23 protein-coding genes are annotated in these 23,460 nt (G+C 68.7%); 17 read left to right on the top strand and 6 right to left on the bottom strand.

Annotated elements, in window-relative coordinates:
- Positions 1 to 7 precede the first annotated feature (7 nt).
- Entirely contained in the window at positions 8 to 850 is an 843-nt protein-coding gene (gene nadE / locus NN2_RS21405; protein WP_063015692.1) for an NAD(+) synthase, read from the top strand.
- A gap of 35 nt (positions 851 to 885) precedes the next feature.
- Here nadE and NN2_RS21410 read toward each other — a convergent pair whose 3' ends face one another.
- The gene (locus tag NN2_RS21410) at positions 886 to 1,128 is read right to left on the bottom strand and encodes a MoaD/ThiS family protein (protein WP_063015665.1); all 243 of its coding nucleotides are present in this window, start codon (positions 1,126 to 1,128) and stop codon (positions 886 to 888) included.
- Positions 1,121 to 2,179 carry a GTP 3',8-cyclase MoaA gene (moaA, locus tag NN2_RS21415; RefSeq protein ID WP_063015666.1) on the bottom strand — a complete coding sequence of 353 codons (1,059 nt, stop codon included), beginning with the start codon at positions 2,177 to 2,179 and terminating at the stop codon, positions 1,121 to 1,123. The genes NN2_RS21410 and moaA overlap by 8 nt, the downstream gene beginning before the upstream one ends.
- Before the next feature lie 259 nt (positions 2,180 to 2,438).
- Between moaA and NN2_RS21420 the strand changes: the two genes are divergently transcribed.
- The 3 genes from NN2_RS21420 (at position 2,439) to NN2_RS21430 (ending at position 5,180) form a co-directional block, all read left to right on the top strand.
- Positions 2,439 to 3,641, top strand: coding sequence for a molybdopterin molybdotransferase MoeA (locus NN2_RS21420; RefSeq protein WP_063015667.1), 1,203 nt, complete (start codon positions 2,439 to 2,441; stop codon positions 3,639 to 3,641).
- A gap of 104 nt (positions 3,642 to 3,745) precedes the next feature.
- On the top strand, positions 3,746 to 4,762 hold the full coding sequence (gene moaCB / locus NN2_RS21425) for a bifunctional molybdenum cofactor biosynthesis protein MoaC/MoaB (RefSeq protein ID WP_063015693.1): 1,017 nt from the start codon (positions 3,746 to 3,748) through the stop codon (positions 4,760 to 4,762).
- Positions 4,755 to 5,180 (top strand): molybdenum cofactor biosynthesis protein MoaE, encoded by a 426-nt coding sequence (locus NN2_RS21430; RefSeq protein WP_063015668.1) that lies wholly within the window; start codon positions 4,755 to 4,757, stop codon positions 5,178 to 5,180. The genes moaCB and NN2_RS21430 overlap by 8 nt, the downstream gene beginning before the upstream one ends.
- A gap of 9 nt (positions 5,181 to 5,189) precedes the next feature.
- Here the strand turns inward: NN2_RS21430 and NN2_RS21435 are convergent, their stop codons facing one another.
- Positions 5,190 to 5,651 carry a MarR family winged helix-turn-helix transcriptional regulator gene (locus tag NN2_RS21435; protein WP_030515653.1) on the bottom strand — a complete coding sequence of 154 codons (462 nt, stop codon included), beginning with the start codon at positions 5,649 to 5,651 and terminating at the stop codon, positions 5,190 to 5,192.
- Positions 5,652 to 5,738: 87 nt separating this feature from the next.
- Between NN2_RS21435 and NN2_RS21440 the strand changes: the two genes are divergently transcribed.
- Positions 5,739 to 6,650, top strand: a complete 912-nt coding sequence (locus NN2_RS21440) for an LLM class F420-dependent oxidoreductase (protein ID WP_063015669.1) — start codon at positions 5,739 to 5,741, stop codon at positions 6,648 to 6,650.
- Here the strand turns inward: NN2_RS21440 and NN2_RS21445 are convergent.
- Together NN2_RS21445 and NN2_RS21450 are read right to left on the bottom strand one after the other, a co-directional pair.
- Positions 6,638 to 7,687: a CobW family GTP-binding protein gene (locus NN2_RS21445; RefSeq protein ID WP_063015670.1), complete on the bottom strand. Its 1,050-nt coding sequence runs from the start codon at positions 7,685 to 7,687 to the stop codon at positions 6,638 to 6,640. The genes NN2_RS21440 and NN2_RS21445 overlap by 13 nt on opposite strands.
- 76 nt (positions 7,688 to 7,763) lie before the next feature.
- The gene (locus tag NN2_RS21450) at positions 7,764 to 9,206 is read right to left on the bottom strand and encodes an N-acetylmuramoyl-L-alanine amidase (RefSeq protein ID WP_063015671.1); all 1,443 of its coding nucleotides are present in this window, start codon (positions 9,204 to 9,206) and stop codon (positions 7,764 to 7,766) included.
- Between the two features lie 728 nt (positions 9,207 to 9,934).
- Here NN2_RS21450 and NN2_RS21455 point away from each other — a divergent pair.
- The 12 genes from NN2_RS21455 (at position 9,935) to NN2_RS21510 (ending at position 22,476) form a co-directional block, all read left to right on the top strand.
- Entirely contained in the window at positions 9,935 to 10,339 is a 405-nt protein-coding gene (locus NN2_RS21455) for an Rv1352/Rv1906c domain-containing protein (RefSeq protein WP_063015672.1), read from the top strand.
- Between the two features lie 149 nt (positions 10,340 to 10,488).
- Positions 10,489 to 11,550 carry a galactose-1-phosphate uridylyltransferase gene (galT, locus tag NN2_RS21460; protein ID WP_063015694.1) on the top strand — a complete coding sequence of 354 codons (1,062 nt, stop codon included), beginning with the start codon at positions 10,489 to 10,491 and terminating at the stop codon, positions 11,548 to 11,550.
- Positions 11,547 to 12,674, top strand: coding sequence for a galactokinase (galK, locus tag NN2_RS21465; RefSeq protein ID WP_082857158.1), 1,128 nt, complete (start codon positions 11,547 to 11,549; stop codon positions 12,672 to 12,674). Before galT ends, galK begins: the two co-directional genes overlap by 4 nt.
- 11 nt (positions 12,675 to 12,685) lie before the next feature.
- On the top strand, positions 12,686 to 13,435 hold the full coding sequence (locus tag NN2_RS21470; protein ID WP_063015673.1) for an SDR family oxidoreductase: 750 nt from the start codon (positions 12,686 to 12,688) through the stop codon (positions 13,433 to 13,435).
- Positions 13,436 to 13,763: 328 nt separating this feature from the next.
- Complete coding sequence (locus tag NN2_RS21475; RefSeq protein WP_063015674.1) at positions 13,764 to 14,813, top strand: 3-oxoacyl-ACP synthase III family protein; 1,050 nt, start codon at positions 13,764 to 13,766, stop codon at positions 14,811 to 14,813.
- Positions 14,814 to 14,823: 10 nt separating this feature from the next.
- A complete protein-coding gene (locus NN2_RS21480) occupies positions 14,824 to 15,729 on the top strand; it encodes a beta-ketoacyl-[acyl-carrier-protein] synthase family protein (protein WP_063015675.1) in 906 nt (301 codons plus the stop codon).
- A complete protein-coding gene (locus tag NN2_RS21485) occupies positions 15,726 to 17,396 on the top strand; it encodes a fatty acid CoA ligase family protein (RefSeq protein WP_063015676.1) in 1,671 nt (556 codons plus the stop codon). Before NN2_RS21480 ends, NN2_RS21485 begins: the two co-directional genes overlap by 4 nt.
- Positions 17,393 to 17,686, top strand: coding sequence for a hypothetical protein (locus NN2_RS38065; RefSeq protein WP_063015677.1), 294 nt, complete (start codon positions 17,393 to 17,395; stop codon positions 17,684 to 17,686). The genes NN2_RS21485 and NN2_RS38065 overlap by 4 nt, the downstream gene beginning before the upstream one ends.
- Positions 17,683 to 18,723, top strand: a complete 1,041-nt coding sequence (locus tag NN2_RS21495) for an NAD-dependent epimerase/dehydratase family protein (RefSeq protein ID WP_174554999.1) — start codon at positions 17,683 to 17,685, stop codon at positions 18,721 to 18,723. Before NN2_RS38065 ends, NN2_RS21495 begins: the two co-directional genes overlap by 4 nt.
- 20 nt (positions 18,724 to 18,743) lie before the next feature.
- Positions 18,744 to 19,937, top strand: coding sequence for a hypothetical protein (locus NN2_RS21500; RefSeq protein WP_063015678.1), 1,194 nt, complete (start codon positions 18,744 to 18,746; stop codon positions 19,935 to 19,937).
- Positions 19,934 to 22,078 (top strand): MMPL family transporter, encoded by a 2,145-nt coding sequence (locus NN2_RS21505; RefSeq protein WP_063910832.1) that lies wholly within the window; start codon positions 19,934 to 19,936, stop codon positions 22,076 to 22,078. The genes NN2_RS21500 and NN2_RS21505 overlap by 4 nt, the downstream gene beginning before the upstream one ends.
- Complete coding sequence (locus NN2_RS21510; RefSeq protein WP_030515638.1) at positions 22,075 to 22,476, top strand: PaaI family thioesterase; 402 nt, start codon at positions 22,075 to 22,077, stop codon at positions 22,474 to 22,476. Before NN2_RS21505 ends, NN2_RS21510 begins: the two co-directional genes overlap by 4 nt.
- A 12-nt stretch (positions 22,477 to 22,488) precedes the next feature.
- Here the strand turns inward: NN2_RS21510 and NN2_RS21515 are convergent, their stop codons facing one another.
- Positions 22,489 to 23,421, bottom strand: a complete 933-nt coding sequence (locus tag NN2_RS21515; protein WP_156511398.1) for a quinone oxidoreductase family protein — start codon at positions 23,419 to 23,421, stop codon at positions 22,489 to 22,491.
- Positions 23,422 to 23,460 lie beyond the last annotated feature (39 nt).

The following is a 23,460-nucleotide window of genomic DNA, read 5'->3' on the forward strand; positions in this document are numbered from 1 at the left end:
GGCCCGCATGGGGAACCTGCGCGAACAGATCATCGCCGAATTGGGTGTCGCGGCCGAGATCGAACCGAAGGTCGAGGTGCGGCGCCGCGTCGAATTCCTGGCCGACTATCTGAGTTCCACGCCGGCAACGGGTTTCGTTCTCGGCATCAGCGGTGGTCAGGACAGTTCGCTCACCGGCAAACTGTGCCAGTTGGCCGTGGACGAGTTGCGCGCCCGGGGACAGGAGGCGACGTTCGTCGCGGTCCGGCTTCCCTACGGCGCGCAGGCCGATGCCGACGACGCGCAGCGGGCGCTGGATTTCATCGGCCCGGACCATGTGGTCGAGGTCAATGTGAAGCCCGGCGCCGACGCGGTGGCGGCCGCGACCGCCGAGGGCGTGCGCGAACTGCTCGGACACGAGACCGAGCTGCGTGATTTCGTTCGCGGCAACATCAAAGCGCGCGAACGGATGATCATCCAGTACGCGATCGCGGGGCAGCTGAATCTCGTGGTCGTCGGCACCGACCACGCGGCGGAGGCGGTCACCGGCTTCTTCACCAAGCACGGCGACGGCGGCGTCGACATCACTCCGCTGACCGGTTTGACCAAGCGCCAGGGTGCGGCATTGCTGCAGGAATTGGGCGCTCCGCCGAGCCTGTGGGAGAAGGTGCCCACCGCCGACCTCGAAGACGATCGCCCGGCGCTGCCGGACGAGGAGGCGCTCGGCCTGAAATATGCCCAGATCGACGATTATCTCGAGGGCAAGGACGTGGCGCCGGAGGTGGCCGAGCGCGTCGAGACGATCTACTGCAACACCCGGCACAAGCGGACGGTGCCGGTGTCGCCGCTCGACTCCTGGTGGAAGAACTGAGGGGCCGAGCCCACCGCTCGAGAAACGGGCGCTGATCAGCCGCCCGCGAACGGCGGTAGTACGTCGACGCGGGCGGTGAGGGGGGTGCTGTCGTCGCGGGTGAGTTCCTCGCCCACCAGATAGGCACAGACCTTCAGCATCGGATCGAGATCGGCTCCGTAGGCCGCGCGCAATGCCGTACGCAGGTCACCGACCGTTGCCGTATCGGGCAGGTCCAGATGTTCGCTGGATTTGCCGACCGCGTCGGCGATCGCGGCGAAATATCTGACCTCAACCACCGATGGCTCCCATCGTGCGTTCCGGGGGGACGAAATCGGCGGCGTCGATGCCGTGCCCGGCCCATTTGTTCCACATCGCGCCGCGCCACAGCTGTGCCACTTCGTCGTCGCTCGCGCCGGCGCGCAGCAGGGAGCGCAGATCGTATTCCTGGTCGCTGAACAGGCAGGACCGGACCATGCCGTCGGCGGTCAGGCGGGTGCGGTCGCAGTCGCCGCAGAATTGACGGGTGACCGAGGCGATGATGCCGACCGTGGCGGGACCGCCGTTCACCAGCCAGGTCTCCGCCGGGGCGGAGGGGTCGGCACGCCCGGTCTCGGTGAGGGTGAAGGCCGCGCCGAGAACGTCGAGAAGTTCGGCCGCGGTGACCATATTGGTGCGTGCCCACTCGTGGTCGGCGTCGAGCGGCATCTCCTCGATGAACCGCAGTTCGCATCCCTCGTTCAGGCACCATCGCAGCAGATCGACCGCACCGGAAAGGGTTTCGCGCATCAGCACGGCGTTCACCTTGACCGGGTAGAGACCGGCGGCATGGGCGGCGCGGATGCCGGTCAGCACCGAGCCGAGCCGGTCCCGGCGGGTGAGCCGGGCGAATCCGGCGGGGTCGACCGTATCGAGGGAGACGTTCACCCGGCCGAGTCCCGCGGCCGCCAGCCCGCGCGCGCGATGTTCGAGCCCGATGCCGTTGCTGGTCATCGCCAGCGGCGTGTCGGGAACGGCGGCATGGCATCCGGCGACGATCTCCTCGAGATCGCGCCGCATCAGCGGCTCGCCGCCGGTGAACCGCACCTCGCGGATGCCCAGGCGCCGCACCGCGAGTTCCACCAACCGCACGATCTCCGCGGCCGAGAGCAATTCGTCCGCGGGGATGGCCGGCAACCCCTCCTCCGGCATGCAATAGGTGCACCGCAACGAGCACTTCTCGGTGATCGACACTCGCAGATCCCGGGCCGTGCGCCCGAATTTGTCGACGAGCAACTCCGTATCGGGCCGTCCGTCCAGCGAGGGCCGCCCGCCCCGGACGGCGGGAATCCCCATGAGAACGACGGTCACTCCTCCATTATGGGGGCCGCCCCCACCTCACGTCCCGCAAGTCCACACCTGTGAGGTAACCGAGTACCGCCGCAGCAAGTGAACATCCGGTCTGTACCCCCCGCGACGGTGAACTCCAAAGGTCTCGGCCCGCCTCGATTTTGCAGCGACGGAGCGAGGGAGCGCAGCGACTGAGCGGAGGAGTGAAAAATCGAGGCCCAGAGGGCCGAGACCCCGCCGCAGCGAAGCGAAGGCCAATAACACAGCTAGGCTGACGTCTATGAGTCAGCCTGCCAAGACTGTGGCTCGGTCCGTCGAGGATCATCGGGAGCGGATCGAACAGCTGCTGCGACCGCTGGCAGTGCGGCAGGTGGAGCAGTTGGCCTTGCACGGGGTGCGGGGCCGGATGCTGGCCGAGGATGTGCGGTCGCCGCTGGATCTGCCGGTGTTCCGCAATTCGGGGATGGACGGATACGCGGTCCGGGCGGAGTCGGTCGCGGTGACGCCCGTGACGCTGCCGGTGGCCGGTGTGGTGGCCGCCGGTCAGGGTGGCCCGGAGCGGTTGCCGGACGGGACGGCGGTCAAGGTGATGACGGGCGCGCCGATCCCGCCGGGCGCCGATTGTGTGGTGCCGGTGGAGGACACCCGGGCCGTCGACGGCGGCGTGTCGATCGAACGCGGCCGCAACGCAGGCGATTTCGTGCGGGAGGCGGGAACCGACATTCGGCGCGGTGAGCTGCTGGTGGCGGCCGGGTCGTTGTTGTCGCCGCATCGGATCGCGGCTCTGGCGGCGGTGGGCATCAGCTCGGTGGCGGTGGCGCGGCGGATCCGGGCGGCGGTTCTGACGACGGGCGACGAGCTGGTGTCGGCCGGTGTCGCGTTGCGCCCGGGGCAGATCTACAACTCGAACGGGATCGCGCTGGCTGCTGCGTTGGGCGCCAACGGGATCGATGTGGTGGATGTCTCGCACAGCCGCGACGATCCGGGCGAGTTCCGCCGCAAGTTGTCGATCGCGACGGCGGCCGCGGATGTGGTGTTCACTTCGGGTGGGGTGTCGCAGGGCGATTTCGAAGTGGTCAAGGAGGTGCTGGCCGAGGTCGGCGGCGAGTTCGGTTCGGTGGCCGTGCAGCCCGGCGGCCCGCAGGGCATCAGTGTGGTCGACGGGGTTCCGGTTTTGAGCTTCCCGGGTAATCCGGTGAGCACGATGGTGTCGTTCGAGGTGTTCGCCCGGCCGATCCTGCGGCAGCTGAGCGGGTTGGCTCCGGTGCCGAGTTACGAGGTGGCGCTGTTGGATCCGGTGCGTTCCCCGGCGGGCCGGCGGCAGTTCCTGCGGGGCCGGCGCGAAGGTGCGGGAGTCCGTTCGGTGTCGGGACCCGGGTCGCATCTCGTGGCGGCGATGGCGCAGGCCGATGTTCTGATCGAAATTCCGGCCGACGTCACGACGGTGGCGGCCGGTTCGCTGGTGAGGGTGCGCGAACTGTGAACGAACTGTCCCACGCCGAATCCGGCGCGGTACCGAAAGACGACGCTGTCCGGAAAGACGACGCCGGCACCTTGTCGCACGTCGATGCCGAAGGCCGGGCGCGCATGGTCGATGTGAGCGCCAAGGCCGAGACGACACGGGTGGCGGTGGCGGCCGGCCTGCTGCGGACGACGCCCGAGGTGGTGGCGCTGGTGCGCGCGGACGACCTGCCGAAAGCCGATGTGCTGTCGACGGCTCGCATCGCCGGTATCTCGGGGGCGAAGAAGACCTCGGAGCTGATTCCGCTGTGCCATCAGCTGGCGCTGTCCTCGGTGGATGTGCGCTTCGGTTTCGACGAGGACGCCATCACCATCGAGGCGCGAGCGAAGACGAAGGGCCCCACCGGCGTCGAGATGGAGGCGCTCACCGCGGTCGCGATCGCCGGCCTCACGCTGCACGACATGGTGAAGGCGGTGGATCCGGCGGCCGTCCTGGACGGTGTGCGCCTGTTGACGAAAGACGGTGGTAAGCGCGGCCATTGGGAGCGGCCCGATATCGCATCGTCCGACGATGTCGCGCTGTCGGCCGAGGCGCCCGCGACCGGACACTCTCCCGCCGGCCGGCGCCACAGCGATGCGGTACACCACGCGACGCACGCCGGCGAGGGCTCCCGGACGGCGGTCGTGGTCGTGGCCTCGACCGGCGTCGCGGCCGGTACCCGGGTCGACAAGACCGGTCCGGTGCTGACGGACTGGCTTGCCGGACTGGGCTTTTCGGTGCGCGGCCCGCTGGTCTACGCCGATGCCGATATCGCGGCCGGTCTGCGCGACGCGCTCGACGGCACGCCGGGACTGGTGATCACCACCGGCGGCACCGGTGCCTCGCCCTCCGATGCCACTCCGGAGGCGACGCTGGCGGTGCTGGATCGTGAATTGCCGGGCGTCGCCGAGTCGATCCGCCAGCGCGGTACGGCCGCGTTTCCGTTGGCGGCCTTGAGCCGTGGCGTCGCGGGCCTGTCCGGCACTACGGTGGTCGTGAATCTGCCCGGTTCGCCGGGCGGGGTCCGCGACGGAATCGCGGTCCTGCAACCGTTGCTGGATCATCTGCTGGCCCAGGTCGCCGGAGGAGGCCGCCATGAGTGAGTACACGCCGCTCACCCGCATCAGCGATCAGCCGCTGCAGCCCGAGGAGGTCGAGCGCGCGGTCACCGGCCCCGAATACGGCGCGGTCGTCGTCTTCACCGGTAAGGTTCGCAATCACGATGGCGGACAGGCGGTTTCGGCCCTGGAGTATTCGGCTCACCCCGAGGCGGAGAAGTTCTTGACCCGGGTGTGCGCCGAGGTCGGGAAATCCGCCGGCCTACCGGTCGCCGCGGTTCACCGGGTGGGCGAGCTGACGGTCGGCGATCTGGCGATCACGGTGGCCGTCGCCGCTCCGCACCGCCGCGAGGCCTTCCAGACCTGCGCGGAATTGGTGGACCGCATCAAGCACGAGGTCCCGATCTGGAAGCGCCAGCTGTTCGCCGACGGCATGTCCGAGTGGGTCAACGCCTGCGGCTAGGCCACGACGTCAGCGTGGTTCGGGGCCGGGATTCGCCTCGGCCGCCGGTGTGGACTCGGTGAGATTCGCCTCGATGCGGCGCAGCGCCCGGAAGAGTGCGGCGCGTTCGGCCGCGCTGAACGACGTCAGCGCCCGTTCGGTCAGTCGCGCACTCTCGGCTTCGATCTCGTGCTCCAGATCCCGCCCGCGTGCGGTCAGGTGCAGGCGGACCAGTCGGCGGTCGGTCGGATGCGGTTCACGCCGGACCAATCCGGCCGCTTCCATCCGGGTGGTCGCCCGGGTGACGGTGGGCGTTGCCAGGCCGAGCCGTTTGGCCACCTGACCGGGCGTCAGACCGTCCTCCTGCCAGAGCTGGCGCAAGATGAACTGCTGGCCCTCGTACACGCCGTGCCGGGCGTAGGCGGCCGCCGCCGCCACCGCGAGGGCGTGTTTGGTGGACCAGAACGCGGTCTGGAAGTCGTCGTCGGTCATGGTGTGTTCAGCGTAGAGGTATTGTATTCGTTAGCCGACTCACGTTATAGTCATTGTCCGGCTAACAACTTCGAACGGGAGATCTACGTGAAAATCGGCATCGCACTCACCGACTTCTCCTGGCCCGTCCCGAACGGCGAAATCGGTTCGGCGGTCACGGAACTCGCGCAAACAGCCGACACATCGGGTATCGACAGCCTCTGGGTGATGGACCACTTCTTCCAGATCGGCATCAGCGGACATCCGCCGGAGTCGCCGATGCTCGAGGCCTACGCCGCGCTGGGATTTCTCGCCGGCATCACCGACCGTATCCGGCTCGGCACGCTGGTCACGGCGGTGCCGTATCGCCATCCCGGCGTGCTGATCAAATCCGCGACCACCCTCGACGTCCTCAGCGGCGGCCGCCTGATCTTCGGCGTCGGCGCCGGCGCGCCCTTCGATCCGGAACCGATGGGCCCGAGCACCACATTCGAGGCCGAGGGCCTGGGTATTCCGTTCCCGCGACTGCCCCGGCGCTTCGAACAACTGGAGGAATTGCTGCAGATCGCACACCGCATGTGGAGCGAGGACGAGACGCCCTATCGGGGAAAGCATTACGAGTTGGCGCGGCCGCTCAATTCACCGAATTCGATCCAGCGCCCGCATCCGCCGATCCTGATCGGCGGCAGTGGCGAACGCAAAACCCTGCCGCTGGTGGCCCGATATGCCGACGCCTGCAATCTGTTCGACCTTCCCGGCAGCGGCTACGCCGACAACCTCGCGCACAAACTCGCGGTGCTGCGGCGCCAGTGCGACGAGATCGGCCGCGACTATTCCACGATCGAGAAGACCGTCACCACGGCCCTGGATATCGATTCGGGTCCCGGACCGGTGCTGGACCACTTGAAGACCCTGGCCGCCACGGGCATAGACCACGCGATTCTCGGACCGGACGGGCCGTGGACGCCGCCGCGCCTGCGACGGCTCATCGAGATGGCACCGGAGATTCACGCGCTCTGATCCGAGTCGTCCCTCGGCACGTACCGCCACACCGGCAGCAATGCCTGCTCGTCCAGCGGTTCGGGTCCGGTGTGAGCGGTGGCGTGCAGCCGGGTTGCGGCGGAGTCCGCGTCCAGACCGGATCCGATGAGTACCAGCCGAGTTTCGCGGGTCTCACCGCGCGACCACGCGGCCGGCTCGAAGACCACATGCCGGCCGACCATGTGCAGCAGGAACTTCCGGTTCTCACCGCGTACGCCGAACGCGGTGGCGCCCTTGGCGCGGAACAGGCCCGACGGCGGATCCTCCAGGAATCCGACCAGGCGGCGCGGATCGAGATCGGTTGCGGTGGTGAACGTTACGCTGTCGTAGCCGTCGTGCAGATGGCGGTGTCCAGGCGCGTCGTGGTCGTGATCGTCGAGCAGTTCGTCGAACGACAACTGCCGCGCGGCCGTCGATTCGCCGCGTTCGGGAACGTCGAACAGCAGCGGCGGATCGATGCGGCCGTGCGCGGTGGCATAGACCGGCACCCCCGCGGCGATTCCCTCGATCTCCGCGCGCAGGTCGTCCAGCCGCGCGGCCGGCACCCGGTCGGCCTTGTTCAGCACGATCAGGTCGGCCAGGCGCAGATGCGTGGTCAGTCCGGGATGGCGGGCGCGGCTGTCGTCGAAATGCTCGGCGTCCACGACCTCGATCAATCCGCCGTAACGAATGCGCGGATTGTCGCTGCCGATGACCATACGGATCAGGTTGCGAGGTTCGGCGAGGCCGCTGGCCTCCACCACGATCACATCGATGCCGTGGCGCGGCTCGGCGAGCCGGGCGAACATCTCGTCGAGTTCGGTCACGTCCACCGCACAGCACACACAGCCGTTGCCCAGCGAGACCATGGCGTCCACCTGGCCCGCGACCAGCATGGCGTCGATATTCACCGCACCGAAATCGTTGACCACGACGCCGATCCGGGCCTCGCGTCGCCGCAGCAGATGGTTCAGCAGCGTGGTCTTACCGGCTCCCAGAAATCCCGCGACCACCAGAACAGGTATGCGCCGATCCATTCGGCCGAGCTTACCCACGCCCGGACGAGGACGTGCCCGCCCCTTCGTGCGGAGGGGCGGGCACGAACGGGGCCGATTACTTACTCTGCCCCAGGAGGGTGGAGACCAGGGTGTAGGCCAGATTCACCAGTTCGGAATCGAGCGCACCGTTGCCCAAGCCGAGCGATTTCGCCAGCGGCAGCAGCAGCTGCATGGCGGTGGTGGCGAGATTACCTGCACCGGAACCGGATTGCGGTTTCTGGGTGCCGCTGGTTCCGGGTGCGGTCGAGGTCTGCGGTGAGACCCCGGACGTGCCCGGATCGGTGTTCGAATAGGTTCCCGGCGCCGTGCGATAGGTGCCGGCCGGATTCGAGCCCGGTTGCGTCGTGGCCGGAGCCGACGGCGCGGTGGACGTCGGCGCGGACTGCGTGGTGGCGGGCGTCGAGTTCGGCCCGCCACGCAATGCGTCCGTTGCCGAATTCTGTTGCGGTGCTGCCGGATTCTGCGTCCCCGAATTCTGGGTCCCCGAATTCTGGGCGCCGGAATTCGGTGTCGCCGATCCCTGCGGAGACGCGCTCTCCGGCGCGGCATTCTGCGGTGCCGGACTTTGCGGGGTGGCACTCGGCGACGTGGTGCTCTGTGACGTACCGGTCTGCGACGCGGAATTGTCCTGCCCCGGCGCCGACTGCGGCGCGTTCGCGGGACTGTCGGCGGGCGACGCGGCCGGCGAGGCACCACCCGGAGCCACTCCGATCAGATAACTCACCAGCCCGGTCGTGATCGCGATGGCATGCTCGAGCTGCCCCTCGGGCGATTCGAGCTTTTTCGCGTCGTCGACATTCGCGCCATTGCCCATTTCGATGAAGACGTCGGGCACCTCGGTCAGCGCCGGGCCCGCGATATCGGACCGGGTTTGCAGACCGTCGACCGCGCCCGCGTAATCAGCGGGCGTGAACCCGGCCTTTTTGTACGCGTCACGCATGGCATTCGTGGCGACCTGACCGGGGCCCGACTGCGCTTCGTTCGCCTTGGCATCGGGGACCGGCAGCTGCGGCACGATCAGATGGAATCCGTGATCCTGTTCCGGTGCGCCGTCGGCGTGGATGCTGACGGCCACCGCGGCGCCGGAGCTGTTGGCCGCCGCGGCGCGTTCGTCGACACATCCGCCCCAGCCGGTGTCGTCCTGGCGGCTCATCACGACGTGCGCGCCGAGCGCCTCGAGCGACTGCCGGACCAGCTGTGCCACATTCCAGTTGATGGTGTGCTCGGGCACGCCGTTGCGGGTGGTCATCCCCGTGGTCTGGCACTCCTTGGTGCCACCACGGCCGTTGTTCACTTGACGATTGAGGTCTTCGTTGTGGTTGCTGCCCTGATGGCCCGGGTCCAGAAATACCGTCTTACCCACCAATTTGGTCGACATATCGGGATCTGCGGGCGCGGCCGGCGCGGCGAGAGCGGCGACGGGCGCCAGCACACCGGCCGTGGTGACCGCGGCGACGGCGAGCCTGACTCCGGTCTTGATGATGTGTGGATGGTTCATGTTCGGACGGCGCACCCGGAGGCGGGCACACCCCTCCCTTCCCACTAGTAACATCAAACCCAGTGGTTCACTGTTGCAACGCCAGCATCAACTACGCAAGCTCAGTTACCGAACCGTTACCCCCATTAGACCCGCAGCGGGACGCCATTTCCGCAGACACGCCGGTCGTATGGCTGATTCAGCGGCAGTCGGCACGAGAAACGGACATCTCAGAGCTATCTCATCGCGGTCGCACTCGCGGAACGCACGGAACAACCGGCAGGTTTGTGTCGCTGACCACATCGAGGCGAAATTCGAGGGAATGCACATCATTGCCCGAATGTCGCTGCGGCCGGGCGAATCCGCACGATCCGCCGATATCCAGGCCCGCGGCCGAAAATGCCGAAATGCTGACCCCGGATGATTCGCCAGAGTAATTTAATTCTGAAATACCGCTGTGTTGCACGGGTCGCCGGCGCTGCAGTACGTTCCCATCTCGCACCTCGGCGGTTGAATCGCACGCCGGTGCCGTCCCCGTGGGCACGAGGGGATCCCGCGGGGACGTTCAGCGACGGCATTTCGCGGCCGTCTGCCCACCGGCCAGCGGACGCGTTGTCGAATCTCCAGATATTTCTCCGATCCGGTCCGCGCCTATCGCAATTCTGATAGACCAAGGCCCCGGAAGATGCGGGGATCTTCTCCGGCCGCCCGATAGTCGACGGCCGTCTGCGAGATCGAGGAGGACCGCCGTGCGTGGACGCACGTTTGTGATCGCCGGGGCCGTCGCGTCCACGGTGACGATGCTCGGATCCGGCACCGCTGCCGCCGATCCGGCGACGAACATTCCCGGAGACGGGATGTACCGGGTCGGGGTAGATATCGCGCCCGGCATCTATCAGTCCGCGGGGCCGGCGGACCCGGCGCACGACTGTTCCTGGGAGCGCCTGTGGAAGATTCCCGAACCCGGTGATCCGCCGGACCCGAACGCCGCCATCGTCGCCAGCGACCGCACCCACACCACTCCGGTGCGGGTGCTGATCAAATCGTCCGATGTCGCGTTCGCCTCGGCCAACTGCGGCGGCTGGGTGATGATGCCGGCGCCGCCGCCGACCGGCTCCTACGGGCCGGGCGGGTTGTTCGGCAGCGAGTACTGAGCGAGGCCGGTCCGGCGCGGTGTATCCGCCGCGCCGGATCCGGCACCCGCCGCCTGTCGCGGCCGCGATGTTAGTGTCCCGCTGAGATCCGGTGGATCGAGCGGAGGGATGCGATGGCGCGGCCGAGTCCCGTGATGAGTCGTCGGTCGCTGGCCGACGGCCGCGAGATCATCTACTTCGACAGCGAGCCGGTGCCACGCACCGCCGCCGACACCCGGGATCTGCCTCGGACCAGTACGCATTCCCAGGCACGTTTCGATCCGCTGCTCGGCGAGTGGGTGGTGATCGCCTCGCACCGCCAGAGCCGGACCTTCCTGCCGCCGGCGGATCTGTGCCCGCTGTGCCCGTCGCGCCCCGGCCATCCCACCGAGGTCCCCGAGGCCGACTATCAGGTGGTGGTGTTCGAGAACCGCTTTCCGTCGCTGTCGACCGGCCGCGCCGAACTTCCCGACCACGTCGAAGGGTCGCCGGAGACGTTGCTGCGCAACGGTTTCGGCCGCTGCGAGGTCGTATGCTTCACCAGCGACCACAACAGTTCGTTCGCCGGGCTCGATCCGGGCCGGGCGCGCCTGGTGGTGGACGCGTGGGCCCAGCGCAGCGCCGAACTCGGGGCGCTCGACGGCGTGGCCCAGGTGTTCTGCTTCGAGAATCACGGCGAGGAGATCGGCGTCACGCTGTCGCATCCGCACGGCCAAATCTACGCCTACCCCTTCCCCACCCCGCGCACCGCGACGATGGTGGCCAACGCGGCACGCCATCGAAAAGCCCACGGCAGCAATCTGTTCGGTGATCTTCTTGGCGCCGAACGAGCCGCCGGCGTCCGGGTGGTCGCGGCGAACGAGGAGTGGACCGCCTTCGTACCACCGTTCGCCCGCTGGCCCTACGAAGTTCAGCTCTATCCGCACCGCCGGGTGGCCGATATCCCCGATCTCGACGATGCCCAGCGCGACGGTTTCGCGCATCTGTACCTGGATGTGCAGCAACGCTTCGCGCGCCGATTCGACACCCCCATGCCGTACGTGGCGGCATGGAATCAAGCGCCGAAATCCGGTGTGCCGGGCGATGATTGGTGGCTGCACCTGCAGCTGTTCTCGATCCGGCGGACGGCGCACAAGTTGAAGTATCTGGCCGGCTCGGAATCGGGGATGAATGTCTTCATCAGCGACACCACCCCCGAGACCGTGGCCGCCGAACTGCGGGAGGTGCGGTGAGCGCGGCACCCCGGCGCGGCGTATGGGTCGCGCCCGGCCGGGTCAACATCATCGGCGAGCACACCGACTACAACGACGGATACGCGCTGCCGATCGCGTTGCCTCAGGTCGTGACCTGCACCGCCGAGGCCACGACGGACGGCACGGTGCGGGTGAGTTCCAAACAGCACGCCGGGCAGGTGCGCGAATCGCTCGACGGGCTCGCCGAATCCGCCGTCACCGGCTGGGCCCGCTATCCGCTGGGCGTGGTGCACGAATATCGGCGCCGCGGGCACGAACTGTCCGGGGTGGTGCTGGAGATCGACGGGGCGGTACCGGTGGGCGCCGGGCTGTCGTCCTCTGCGGCGCTGGAATGCGCTGTGGCACTGGCGATTCGCGATCTGTTCGAGATCGACGCCGGCAGCGCCGAGCTGATCGACATCGGCCGGGCCGCGGAGAACTCCTATGTCGGCGCGGCGACGGGGACCCTGGACCAGTCCGCCTCGTTGCTCTGCACGGCGGGTCACGCCCTGTTCCTGGACTTCGCCACCGGGGAATTCGCGCAGGTTCCCTTCGATCTCGCCGCGGCCGGCCTGCAATTGCTGGTAGCCGACACCGACACCCCGCACCGGCTGGCCGACGGCGGTTACGGCCGGCGCCGGCACGAATGTGAGCAGGCCGCGCACGCTCTGGGCGTGCATTCCCTGCGGGCCGTCACCGATCCGGCGGAAACGCAGCGGCTGGCGGACCCGGTGCTGCGGCGGCGCGCCCGCCACGTCGTCACCGAGAACGCCCGGGTGCTGACCGTGGTGGAACTGCTGCGCGACGGGTGTGATCCGCGCGCGATCGGGCCGCTGCTCACCAGCGGACACGCCTCGTTGCGAGACGATTTCGAGGTCTCCACGCCGGAGCTGGATGCGGCGGTGGCGGCCGCGCTCGACGCCGGGGCCCACGGTGCGCGCATGGTGGGCGGCGGATTCGGCGGCAGCATCATCGCGGTGACCGATATCGAGCGGACCGATTCGATCGCGGCCGCGATCCGGCGGCGGTTTCGCGACGACGGTTTCTCCCCACCGCGATTCTTCGTGGCGGTGCCCGCCGCCGGAGCCCGCCGGATTTCCGATCAGACGGCCGGGCGGCACTAGGGTGGGGTGCCATGACCAGGCGCAGAATTCTCATCACCGGAGCGAGTGCGGGCCTGGGGGCCGAGATGGCTCGGCAGTTCGCGGCGCGCGGGCGCGATCTCGCGCTGTGCGCGCGCCGCATGGAGAACCTGCGGTCGCTGCGCGAGCAATTGCGGGCGGCCCATCCCGATATCCGGGTTTCGCTGCGGACCCTCGATGTGGACGACCACGAGGCGGTCCCGCGCGTATTCGGGGAATTCCGCGACGAATTCGGCGGGCTGGATCGCGTGATCGTCAACGCCGGCCTGGGCAAGGGCGCGGCGCTGGGTACCGGGCGTGCGGATGCGAATATCGCGACGGCCACAACGAATTTCGTGAGTGCGCTGGCCCAGGCCGAGGCCGCACTGGAGATCTTTCGCGACCAGAACGCCGGGCATCTGGTGCTGATCTCGTCGATGAGCGCGGTGCGCGGGCTGCCCGGTAAGAAGGCCGCGTATGCGGCGAGCAAGGCCGGATTGTCCGCGCTCGGTGAGGGTTTGGCGATCGAACTGCGCCGCAGCCCGATCGCCGTGACCACGATGCAGCCCGGATTCATCGCCACCGAGATGTCGGCGCGCGCCGACGACGCCCGGCTGGTCGCACCGCTCGAACGCGGTGTGGCCGCGATGGTCGCCGCGATCGAGTCCGAGCCGGTGCGCGCCTGCGTGCCGCAATGGCCTTGGCGCGCACTGAACCTCGTGCTGCCACGGCTGCCGAGGGCGGTCATGGCACGGCTGGGCTGATCCGGCTCGGACGGCCCTGCGCTCGGTGAGGTCTCTCACAATCGACCGCCCCGATCGATGTGAAGTTTCACCACGAATCCGGCACTCTGCAAGTTAGCGGACTCCCGGATCCGCTTCGCGAACCGACAGAAGCCTCGATGTAGCGGCGATATTCATCGATTGCCGAGTAGTTACTACTTGCTGCGACGCGCTGTTACAAATACATCGAATTCACCACTACCCGATCGAAGCGTCGAGATGCGGATCAAGAATGCGCTAGTTACTCTCGGGTAGCATCACGTCACGAACAAATTCCGCAAGCATTCGTCATGCCAATTCAGGAGGCGGCGTGCCGCATTCTCGTTTCGAAGCGATCGGCGCATATCTACCCGAAAAAAAGGTCACCACGGAGGAATTGATATCGCGCCTCGCCGTACCGCCGGCCTTCGATCTCGAAAAGATCACAGGCGTGCGCGAACGCCGCGTTCACGACACCCGACCGGAATCCTACGAAGACTCGTTCGTCCTGGCCGGCAAGGCGCTGGACGAGTGTCTGTCCAGGTCACAGTACTCCGGGTCGGAGATCGAGGTGGTCATCTCCACCTCGATAACCCGCAGCAAGGACGCCGACAAGATATATATGGAGCCGTCCTTCGCGTCGGCTCTGGCACAACGCATCGGTGCGCGGAACGCTATTACCTTCGACCTTTCCAACGCCTGCGCGGGAATGCTCAGCGGAACCTACATCCTCGATCGGATGATTCGATCCGGAATGGTGCGCAACGGCATCGTGGTGAGCGGTGAGGCGATTACTCCGATCGCCGATACCGCGGTGCGCGAAATTTCCGACAAATACGATCTGCAATTCGCGTCGCTCACCGTGGGCGATTCCGCGGCCGCGGTGGTGCTCGATCGTTCCGTCGACGAGGCCGACCGCATCGACTACATCGAGCTGGTCACGGCCTCGGAGTTCTCGCACCTGTGCCTGGGCATGCCCAGTGACAAGACCCCGGGCGTGGCGCTCTACACCGACAATCGCAAGATGCACAACGAGTCCCGTTTTCTGTTGTGGACCGACACCCAGCGCATGTTCTACGAGAAGCGCGGCACCACGTTCGCCGAGGAGAACTTCGACTTCGTCATCCACCATCAGTTCGGCGCGGCGGCGATCCCGTATATGAACGCCATCGCCGAACGGGAATTCGGCGCACCGATGCCGCCCGACCTCAATGTGCTGACCGAATACGGAAATACTTCCAGCACTTCACATTTCATCGTGCTGCACGACCATCTGAGCCGCGGTGAGATCCCGGCCGGCTCGAAACTGCTGATGGTTCCGGCCGCCTCCGGGGTGGTCGGCGGTTTCCTGTCCACCACGATTTCGTCTCTGAAGGTCTGAGGTACTGGTCATGGGCGTTGCCATCACATCCACCGGAATCAGTCGCGAGAGCGACACGTTCAGCATCGTCGAGCACAGTGGCCGCGCCGCGCGCCGCAGCCTCGAACGCGCCGGGGTGGCGCCGGAGCAGGTCGGGGTGCTGATCAACGCGGGAATCTTCCGCGACTCCAACACCGTGGAACCGGCGGTGTCGGCGCTGATCCAGAAGGAGGCGGGGATCGGACTGGACTACCGGTTCGGCGACCCGCGCTCGTTCTCCTTCGACCTGATGAACGGCGCCACCGGTGTGCTCAACGCGGTTCAGGTCGCGCAGTCGATTCTCGAGACCGCCGGATCGGGCCACGTCCTGATCGTCTCCGGGGACACCCATCCGTCGCTGGCCCGGTCGGCGGCCGACGACGAGTTCCCCTACGCCACCGCGGGTGCCGCGCTGCTGCTCGAGCACACCGACGAGCCGGTCGGCTTCGGCCGCGTGCACACCGTCGCGGGTTCGGGTTCTCCCGTGGTGCAGTCGTATGTCGACGTCACCACGATGGGCACGGCCGGACGCGGACTGATGACGGTGGAACGCGAACCCGGATTCGAGGATCGACTGCTGGAGATCGCCGCCGACGCCGGCCGCCGCGCCCTCGACGCCGACGGAATCGATCCCGCCGCAACCGTTCTCATCGCCTCCACGCCGACGCCGAAGTTCCCGCGGCTGCTCGCGGACACCCTCGGTATCGGCGAGGTCCGCACCCCGGACCTGTCCGCCGGCGATCCACACACTGCGGCGTTGCCGCTGGCCTATCACCATGCAGTGGAGGAGGATTCGCTCGCCGGCTTCGACACCGTGCTGTTCGTCGCGGCGGGCGCGGGACCGTCCGCGGCGGCCGCGGTGTATCGCCTGCCGGTCGCCGCCGGTGCGGCGGCGTGAGCGGTACATACTGGCGCGCGGTCGACCGGTTCCGCGTGGTCGCCGCGGCCGCACCCGACCGCACCGCGGTGTATTTCGCCGATGCCGACCATGCGGGCACCCCGCACTATCGGCGGCTGAGCTACGCCGACCTGGATCGCTGGTCCGACACTGTCGGTGAGCGGCTCACCGCCGCGGGCGTCGGCAGCGGAACCCGCACCATCGTGCTGGTGCTGCCGGGGCCGGAGCTCTACGCGATCATGCTGGGACTGTTGAAGATCGGCGCGGTGCCGGTGGTCATCGATCCGGGTATGGGGCTGCGCCGGATGCTGCGCTGCCTGCAGGCGGCCGACGCCGAGGCGTTCATCGGCATTCCGCAGGCGCATGCGGCGCGGGTGCTGTTCCGCCGCTACTTCCGCGGGGTGCGGGTCGCGGTCACGGTCGGGCGGCGATGGTTCTGGGGCGGAGCGACATTCGACAGCTGGGGTCGCCGCCCGTCCGGCACCGCGCCGGACCGCGCTCCGGCACCCGAGGGCGACCTGCTGATGATCGCGTTCACCACCGGGAGCACCGGACCGGCCAAGGCCGTGGAGATGACCCACGGCAATCTGTCGGCCATGGTCGAGCAGGTCCACGCCGCGCGCGGGCATGTGCCGCCGCAGACCTCGCTGATCACGTTGCCGCTGGTCGGCATTCTGGATCTGCTGCTCGGTTCGCAGTGCGTGCTGCCGCCGCTGATTCCCAGCCGGGTGGGTGCGACCGATCCGGCGCACGTGGCCGACGCGATCGGCCGGTTCGGCGTCCGCACCATGTTCGCCTCCCCCGCCGTGCTGATCCCGCTGCTGCGCCACCTCGAACAGACCGGCACCCGGCTGCCGACACTGCGCAGCATCTATTCCGGTGGCGCGCCGGTCCCGGACTGGTGTATCGCCGGCCTGCGCGCGGTGCTCGAAGAGGATGTGCTGGTCTACGCCGGATACGGGTCCACCGAGGCACTGCCGATGTCGACGATCGAATCGCGCGAGCTGCTGGACGGCCCGTCCGAACGCGCCCGCGCCGGTGCGGGCACCTGCATCGGCCGACCAGCCGACCGGGTGCGGGCGCGAATCGTGGCGATCACCGACCACCCGCTGCCCACGTGGGCGGACGCCCGCGCCCGGGAGGATCAATTGGCGGCCACCCGCGGCATCGGCGAACTGGTGGTGGCGGGGCCGAATGTGAGCACTCGCTACTACTGGCCCGCCGTGGCCAACGCGGCGGGCAAGATCGTCGACGGCGAGACCGTCTGGCATCGCACCGGTGACCTCGCGTGGATCGACGACCAGGAGCGAATCTGGTTCTGCGGACGCAAATCCCAGCGGGTCCGCACCGCCGACGGCCCGATGTTCACGGTGCAGGTCGAGCAGATCTTCAACGCCGTCGCGGGTGTGGCGCGCACGGCACTGGTCGGGGTGGGGCCGGCGGAAGCACAGCGCCCCGTGCTGTGCGTGGAACTGCGCCCGGACGCCGATCGCGACGACGTGGCCGCCGCGCTGCGCGCGCGTGGCGCGGAATTCGAGCTGACCACGAAGATCTCGGAGTTCCTGTTTCATCCGGGATTTCCGGTCGATATCCGGCACAACGCCAAGATCGGGCGCGAACAGCTCGCGGTGTGGGCGGCTCGGCAGACCGCGAAGGCGTTGCGATGAACGTGAAAGTTGTTGCGCTGCGCGCTGTTCCGATCGCGGGATGGTTGTTCCTGCTGGCCGGTCCGGCGGTCCGGAGCTCCGGCCGCCGCTGGCTGCGCGCGCTGTGGTGGATCGACGCGGTGCTCAGCATCGGCGTGCACGCCGCCCAGATTCCGGTCGCCCTGCGCGCCGCGCGGGGCAGCGGCCGGTCGCGCCTGTACACCGCCGTCATGACGCAGCTGTTCGGGCTCACCTGGTGGCGCACCGAAATCGTCCGCAGCACGGCATCTTTCGAGGAGAACGAACGGTGAAGGCACTCGTCACGGGCGCATCCGGATTTCTCGGCGGCGCGCTGGTCCGCCGCCTGGTCCGCGAGGGCGGCCACGAGGTGACCGTCCTCGCGCGGCGGACCAGCAACCTCGGCGACCTGCCCGAACTCGAGGGTGTGCGGATCGCCTACGGCGACCTCACCGACGACGAATCCCTCGAACGCGCGTGCGCCGGAGTCGATGTGGTGTTCCACAGTGCCGCCCGCGTCGACGAACGCGGCACCCGCGCCCAGTTCCACACCGAGAACGTCCGCGCCACCGAAGTTCTGCTGCGCACCGCCCGCGCCGCCGGAGCCACGCGTTTCGTGTTCATCTCGAGCCCCAGCGCTCTGATGGATCGCGACGGCGGCGATCAGATCGACATAGACGAATCGGTGCCGTATCCGCGCCACTACCTGAACCTGTATTCCGAGACCAAGGCCGCCGCCGAGCGCACCATCCTCGCCGCCGACACCCCGGGTTTCACCACCTGCGCGCTACGGCCGCGCGCGATCTGGGGAGCCGGCGACCGCTCCGGCCCGATCGTGCGCCTGCTCGGCCGGACCGCACAGGGGCGCCTGCCCGATCTGTCGTCCGGCCGCTCGGTCCAGGCGTCGCTGTGCCATGTGGACAACATCGTGCACGCCTGTCTGGGCGTCGCCGGCTCCGACCGGGTCGGCGGCAAGGCCTATTTCGTCGCCGATGCGGAGCGGACCGACGTCTGGGCCTTCCTGGCCGAGGTGGCGGGCGGGCTCGGCTACCCGGCTCCCAGCCGCCGGCCGGATCCGCGTGTGCTGGCGGCCGCCGTGTCGGTGATCGAAACTGCCTGGCGCATACCGGCGATCGCGCGGCGCTGGTCGCCACCGCTGTCGCGCTACGTGGTGGCGTTGCTGACCCGCACCGCGACCTACGACACCGGCGCGGCGGCACGCGATTTCGGATACGCGCCGATCATCGACCGCGAACAGGGCCTGGCCCGGTTCCTGTCCTGGCTCGAATCCGAGGGCGGCATCGAGCAACTCACCCGCGAGCTGCGGTAACGCAGAGTCAGGAGCCGATCATGAGTCCCGTCTTCCGGCGGCGGATCTCCCCCACCGAGCGCATGTACTTCCCGATGCGCGATATGGCCCCGCCGTTTCTGATGCAACTGGCGATCCCGGGAACCGGGCCCCTGGACGCGGAGGCGCTGCGCCGGGCGGTCGCGGTCGCGGCCGCCGCCTGTCCGGGCGCCCGGCTGCGACGCGAGGGCAAGTACTGGGTGGACACCGGCGTGCCCCCGGCCGTGCGCGAGATTCCCGGACATGTCGTGAACTACGACCGGCTCGAGGCCGACCCGGTCCTCGCGTCGGCGATCGGCCCCACCCCGGAAACCACCTGTGAGGTGCTGCTGCTGACCGGCGACCCGGTCACCGTGATCTTCCGGGTGTTCCACGGCGTCATGGACGGGATGGGCATGGTGCTGTGGACTCGCAACGTCCTCGCCGCGCTGCGCGGTGAACAGCCGGAAGAACTTCGCGACCCGGTCGCCGACCGGGAACTGGTGCGGCGCCTCGGCGCGCCGGGACGTCCCACTGCCATGATTCCCCGATTCCGTTCGGCGGTCGGCCACGGCCGTCAGGAGGTGGGCAGCCCCCGGCATCTGCTGCGGCACCGCAGTATCGGGGCCACCGGTCCCGGTGCGGTGGCGCGAGTGTCGGCGCTGCTGGCCGACGCCGCGGGCAGCACGCAGCGGATCATGGTGCCAGTCGATCTGCGCCGCCACGACGCACAGCTGCGGTCGACGGCGAATCTGGCGTTGCCGCTGTTCCTCGACATCCGGCCCGGCCAGGATTGGCGACAGGTGCGCGAAGACATGCGTGCGGGTCTGCGAGACCGCACCGAACTCAACCAGTTTGCCGCCGGCGCGATCGCCAACGCACCGCACGCCGTCGGCCGCACCATTCTGCGTACGACCAACGCGCTCGGCGCCCGCTTCGGGCGCAACCTCGCCTCGGCGACGGTCTCGCACATGGGCCGCTTCGATCTCGGCGAACTGGCGGTGCCCGGCTGGTCGCCCACGTCGGTGCGGGTGCTGCCCCAACACAGCGTCGCGATGCCGCTGCTGTTCGCGATGGTGGAGGCGGGCGGCCGTACCGAGCTGACGGTCTCCGCGCGCAACGGCCGCGACATCGAGGATCGGCTCGAAGCGCTGCTGGACCGCATCGCCTCCACGCTGGAAAGCGAACTGCCGCAACCGGATTCGGTCCCCGCATGACGCGCTGGGCGCGGCTGGTCGGCACACGCCCGAAACTGGTGCTGCTCGCGGCGATCGGTTTCGCGATCGTGTGCGGACTGTTCGGCGCGGACGTCCAGCAGCGGGTGAGCGCGGCCGGATTCGCCGATCCCGGAAGCGAATCCGCGCTCGTCGACCGGGTGGTCACGGCACATCTGGGCCGGCAGAACCCCGATGTGATCGCGATCTTCACCGTGCCCGACGGACAGGACCTCGCCGCACTGGGCCCGCGCGTCCAGCAGGCGGTCGACCACATCGATCCGGCGCTGCTGGCTCAGCCGGTGCAGACCTATTGGAACAATGCCCCACCGCGCCAGAATTTCCTGCGGTCGGCGGACGGACGGCAGGGGCTGGCCGTGGTGTTCGCCGCCGGCGACGACAATCAGCGCATCGCCGCCTACCACGACATCGCCGCTGCGCTGACCGTTCCCGGCGTCTCGGTGCGATTCACCGGCTACAGCGCCCTGGCCGACGAGATCGACCGGCAGTCCCGCCACGATCTGGTGCTCGCCGAATCCGTCTCACTGCCGGTCACAGCGGTGATTCTGGTGCTGGTGTTCGGCGGAGTGGTCGCCGCCGGCCTGCCGCTGCTGGTGGGTGTGCTGGCCGTCGTGGGCTCACTGGGCGCGGTCGCGGTGATCGCGCACGTCACCGAGGTGAGTGTCTTCGCCGTGAACGTCGCCTCGCTGCTGGGACTCGGCCTGGCCATCGACTACGGGCTGTTCGTAGTCACCCGATTCCGCGAGGAACTCGCCGCGGGTGCCGCGGTTTCCGAGGCGGTGACGCGCACCCTGGCCACCGCCGGTCGGACCGTGGGATTCTCGGCACTGCTGCTGGCCTGTGCCTTCGCCGGAACGTTCGTCTTTCCGCAGGCGGTACTGCGATCGCTGGGTTTCGGGGCCATCGCGGCGGTCCTGCTGGCCGCGGGACTGTCGCTGACCGTCCTGCCCGCCGCGCTCGCCCTGCTCGGTCACCGCGTCGGCGCCTGGAGCTGGCGCCGCGACGCCTTCGACCGCGGCCGGCGCCGCGCCGAGCGATGGTGGGGCCGCGTGGTGGACGCGGTGGTGCGCCGGCCCGGCGTCGTGGCCGTCACCGTCGGCGGACTGCTGCTCGTGCTCGCCACGCCGCTTTTGGGCGTGCGGTTGGGCGATGTCGACCATACGGCCCTCCCGGCGGGCAATGCCGTGCGCGCCGGTGTCGACGAACTCGCCACGCGTTTTCCGGAGGCCGGTAGCGGCGCGACCGTCCTGCTGCGCGGTGACGGCGCCCCACCCGACTCCCGCCCCACCGCCGCCGCGATCCGGGCGCTCGGCGCGGTCCCGGGTGTGCACGACGTGCAGCGACTCGCCACGGTGGACGACGCGGTGGTGCTGCACGCGGCCTTGAACGACCCGGACCGCTCCCCCGCCGCCATCGAAACCGTCACGCGCATAAGGAATCTCGAGCCGCCGGACGACGTCGAGATCCAGGTCGGCGGCGATACCGCGGCCACCGTGGACAGCGTCGCGGCCATCACCTCCCGGATGCCGCTGATGATCGCGGTGATGGTGCTAGCCACGCTGATCCTGCTCGGCGCGGCGTTCCGCTCGGCGGTGCTGCCGGTGAAGGCGGTACTGCTGGCATTCCTCAGCCTGGCCGCCACCTTCGGCATCCTGACCTGGATCTTCTGCCGGGGCCATCTCGCCGATCTGCTGCACGTGAGTGTGGGACCGCTCTCGGCGGGGATGATGGTGCTGATCATCGCCGTCGTCTTCGGGCTCTCGACCGACTACGAGGTCTTCCTGCTCTCGCGCATGGTCGAGGCCCGTCACGACGGTTGCGACACCGTGACCGCGGTCCGCACCGGCACGGTCCGCACCGCCCGCGTGATCACCGCCGCCGCAACGCTTCTGGTGTTCATCACCGGCGCCTTCACGCTGTCCCCGCTGACGCCGATGCGATTCCTCGGCCTGGGCATGATCCTGGCGCTGGTCATCGACGCCACGCTGGTGCGGATGCTGCTGGTGCCGGCGCTGGTGCGGTTGATGGGCCCGCTGAACTGGTGGCCGATGCGGCCCGCCCGGGACCGTTACCCCGAAGGTAATGGACCTCGCGCGCGCGTCCGGGCAAGCTCGACATCATGATCGATACCGAAGGAACCCGGCTGTTCCACAGCACCATGCCGTTCACCGAGAAACTCGGCGTCGAGGTGCTCGAGCACGGGCCGAAGCTGGTGCGCAGCCGGCTCGCCTGGGACGAGAGCCTGTGCACCCTCGGCGGCGTCCTGCACGGCGGAGTGCTGATGTCGCTGGCCGACGCCACCGGTGCGGTGTGCGCGTACCTGAATCTGCCGGAGGGCAAGCAGGGCACCACGACCGTGGAGTCGAAGACGAATTTCCTGCGGGCGATCCGGTCCGGCTATGCGGTGGCCTCGTCGACGCCGCTGCACGCGGGGCGCAGCTTCATCGTGGTGGAAACCGAAATCCACGACGACGCCGGCAAACTCGTCGGCAAGGTCACCCAGACCCAGGCGGTGTTGTGAGCCAGAGCGCGCTCATCCAGGGCCGGGTCCGGCGCTGATCGCCATCCGCCCCACGTTGCGGCGGGTGGCGATCCGATCGACGACGGCATCCAGCTCGGTCCAGTCGCGCACCTCCACGCGGGGACGTATCACCTTCTCCTCCAACAGCTTCCACAACCGCGCCCGATGCTGCGCGATCAGTTCGGGTTCGGTCCGCGACAGCAGTCCCATCGAGAAGCCGGTGATCGTTTTGAGGTCGCCCAGCAGCGTGGAGGTGTCGACCGCGCCACCACCGGCGCTGTAGGCGACCAGCGTGCCGTGCGGGCCCAGGCTGTCCACGCCGCGCTGCACCAGGTCACCGCCGACGCCGTCGAGCACGATGTCGACGGCACGGGGCCACGGATCGTCGTAGGTCAGCACGTCATCGGCGCCGCACTGCCGGACGAAATCGAATTTTCCGGTCGATCCGACGGCGGCGACCACCCGGGACGCTCCCGCGGCTCGTGCGAGCTGGAGCGCCAGATGTCCGGCTCCGGACGCGGCGGCGGTGATCAGAACCGAGGCGCCCGCAACGGTTTTCGCCGCGTGCACCACACCCATGGCGACCAGGCCGCCACGCACCACGGCCAGGGCGTCGGCCGCGGGCACATCGGCCGGTATCTCGGTCACCATCGCCGTTGCGGCACAGACGTATTCGGCGTACAACGAGGCGAACACCACCCCGCCCACCCGGGTTCCGATCCAGGATTCCGCGACGCCGGGGCCCACCGCGACCACCGTCCCGACCATCTCACCGCCCGGATTCGCCGCGGCATCGGCCCGCAGCATCCGCACCAGGCCGACACCTACACCGGTCAATTCGGTGCGGACCAGCACGTGCCCCGGTCCGGGCTCGGGGCGTTCGACCTCCACGAGCCGGGAGCGGGCGAGGCGATCCGCCGCGGGAGAGAACTGAATTGCGCGCACCGACAGTGCCTTTCGTCCTGGAGCGGCAGATGGCCGCGG

The sequence above is a fragment of the Nocardia nova NBRC 15556 genome (assembly GCF_001613005.1).
GTDB lineage: Bacteria > Actinomycetota > Actinomycetes > Mycobacteriales > Mycobacteriaceae > Nocardia > Nocardia nova.

What these genes read in the sequence shown, in the direction of transcription:
- nadE (WP_063015692.1), top strand. Translation starts at nt 8, where the DNA reads ATGGGGAACCTGCGCGAACAGATCATCGCCGAATTGGGTGTCGCGGCC.
- NN2_RS21420 (WP_063015667.1), top strand. Translation starts at nt 2,439, where the DNA reads ATGAGTCAGCCTGCCAAGACTGTGGCTCGGTCCGTCGAGGATCATCGG.
- moaCB (WP_063015693.1), top strand. Translation starts at nt 3,746, where the DNA reads ATGGTCGATGTGAGCGCCAAGGCCGAGACGACACGGGTGGCGGTGGCG.
- NN2_RS21430 (WP_063015668.1), top strand. Translation starts at nt 4,755, where the DNA reads ATGAGTGAGTACACGCCGCTCACCCGCATCAGCGATCAGCCGCTGCAG.
- NN2_RS21435 (WP_030515653.1), bottom strand. Translation starts at nt 5,651, where the DNA reads ATGACCGACGACGACTTCCAGACCGCGTTCTGGTCCACCAAACACGCC.
- NN2_RS21445 (WP_063015670.1), bottom strand. Translation starts at nt 7,687, where the DNA reads ATGGATCGGCGCATACCTGTTCTGGTGGTCGCGGGATTTCTGGGAGCC.
- NN2_RS21450 (WP_063015671.1), bottom strand. Translation starts at nt 9,206, where the DNA reads ATGAACCATCCACACATCATCAAGACCGGAGTCAGGCTCGCCGTCGCC.
- NN2_RS21470 (WP_063015673.1), top strand. Translation starts at nt 12,686, where the DNA reads ATGACCAGGCGCAGAATTCTCATCACCGGAGCGAGTGCGGGCCTGGGG.
- NN2_RS21480 (WP_063015675.1), top strand. Translation starts at nt 14,824, where the DNA reads ATGGGCGTTGCCATCACATCCACCGGAATCAGTCGCGAGAGCGACACG.
- NN2_RS38065 (WP_063015677.1), top strand. Translation starts at nt 17,393, where the DNA reads ATGAACGTGAAAGTTGTTGCGCTGCGCGCTGTTCCGATCGCGGGATGG.
- NN2_RS21500 (WP_063015678.1), top strand. Translation starts at nt 18,744, where the DNA reads ATGAGTCCCGTCTTCCGGCGGCGGATCTCCCCCACCGAGCGCATGTAC.
- NN2_RS21505 (WP_063910832.1), top strand. Translation starts at nt 19,934, where the DNA reads ATGACGCGCTGGGCGCGGCTGGTCGGCACACGCCCGAAACTGGTGCTG.
- NN2_RS21510 (WP_030515638.1), top strand. Translation starts at nt 22,075, where the DNA reads ATGATCGATACCGAAGGAACCCGGCTGTTCCACAGCACCATGCCGTTC.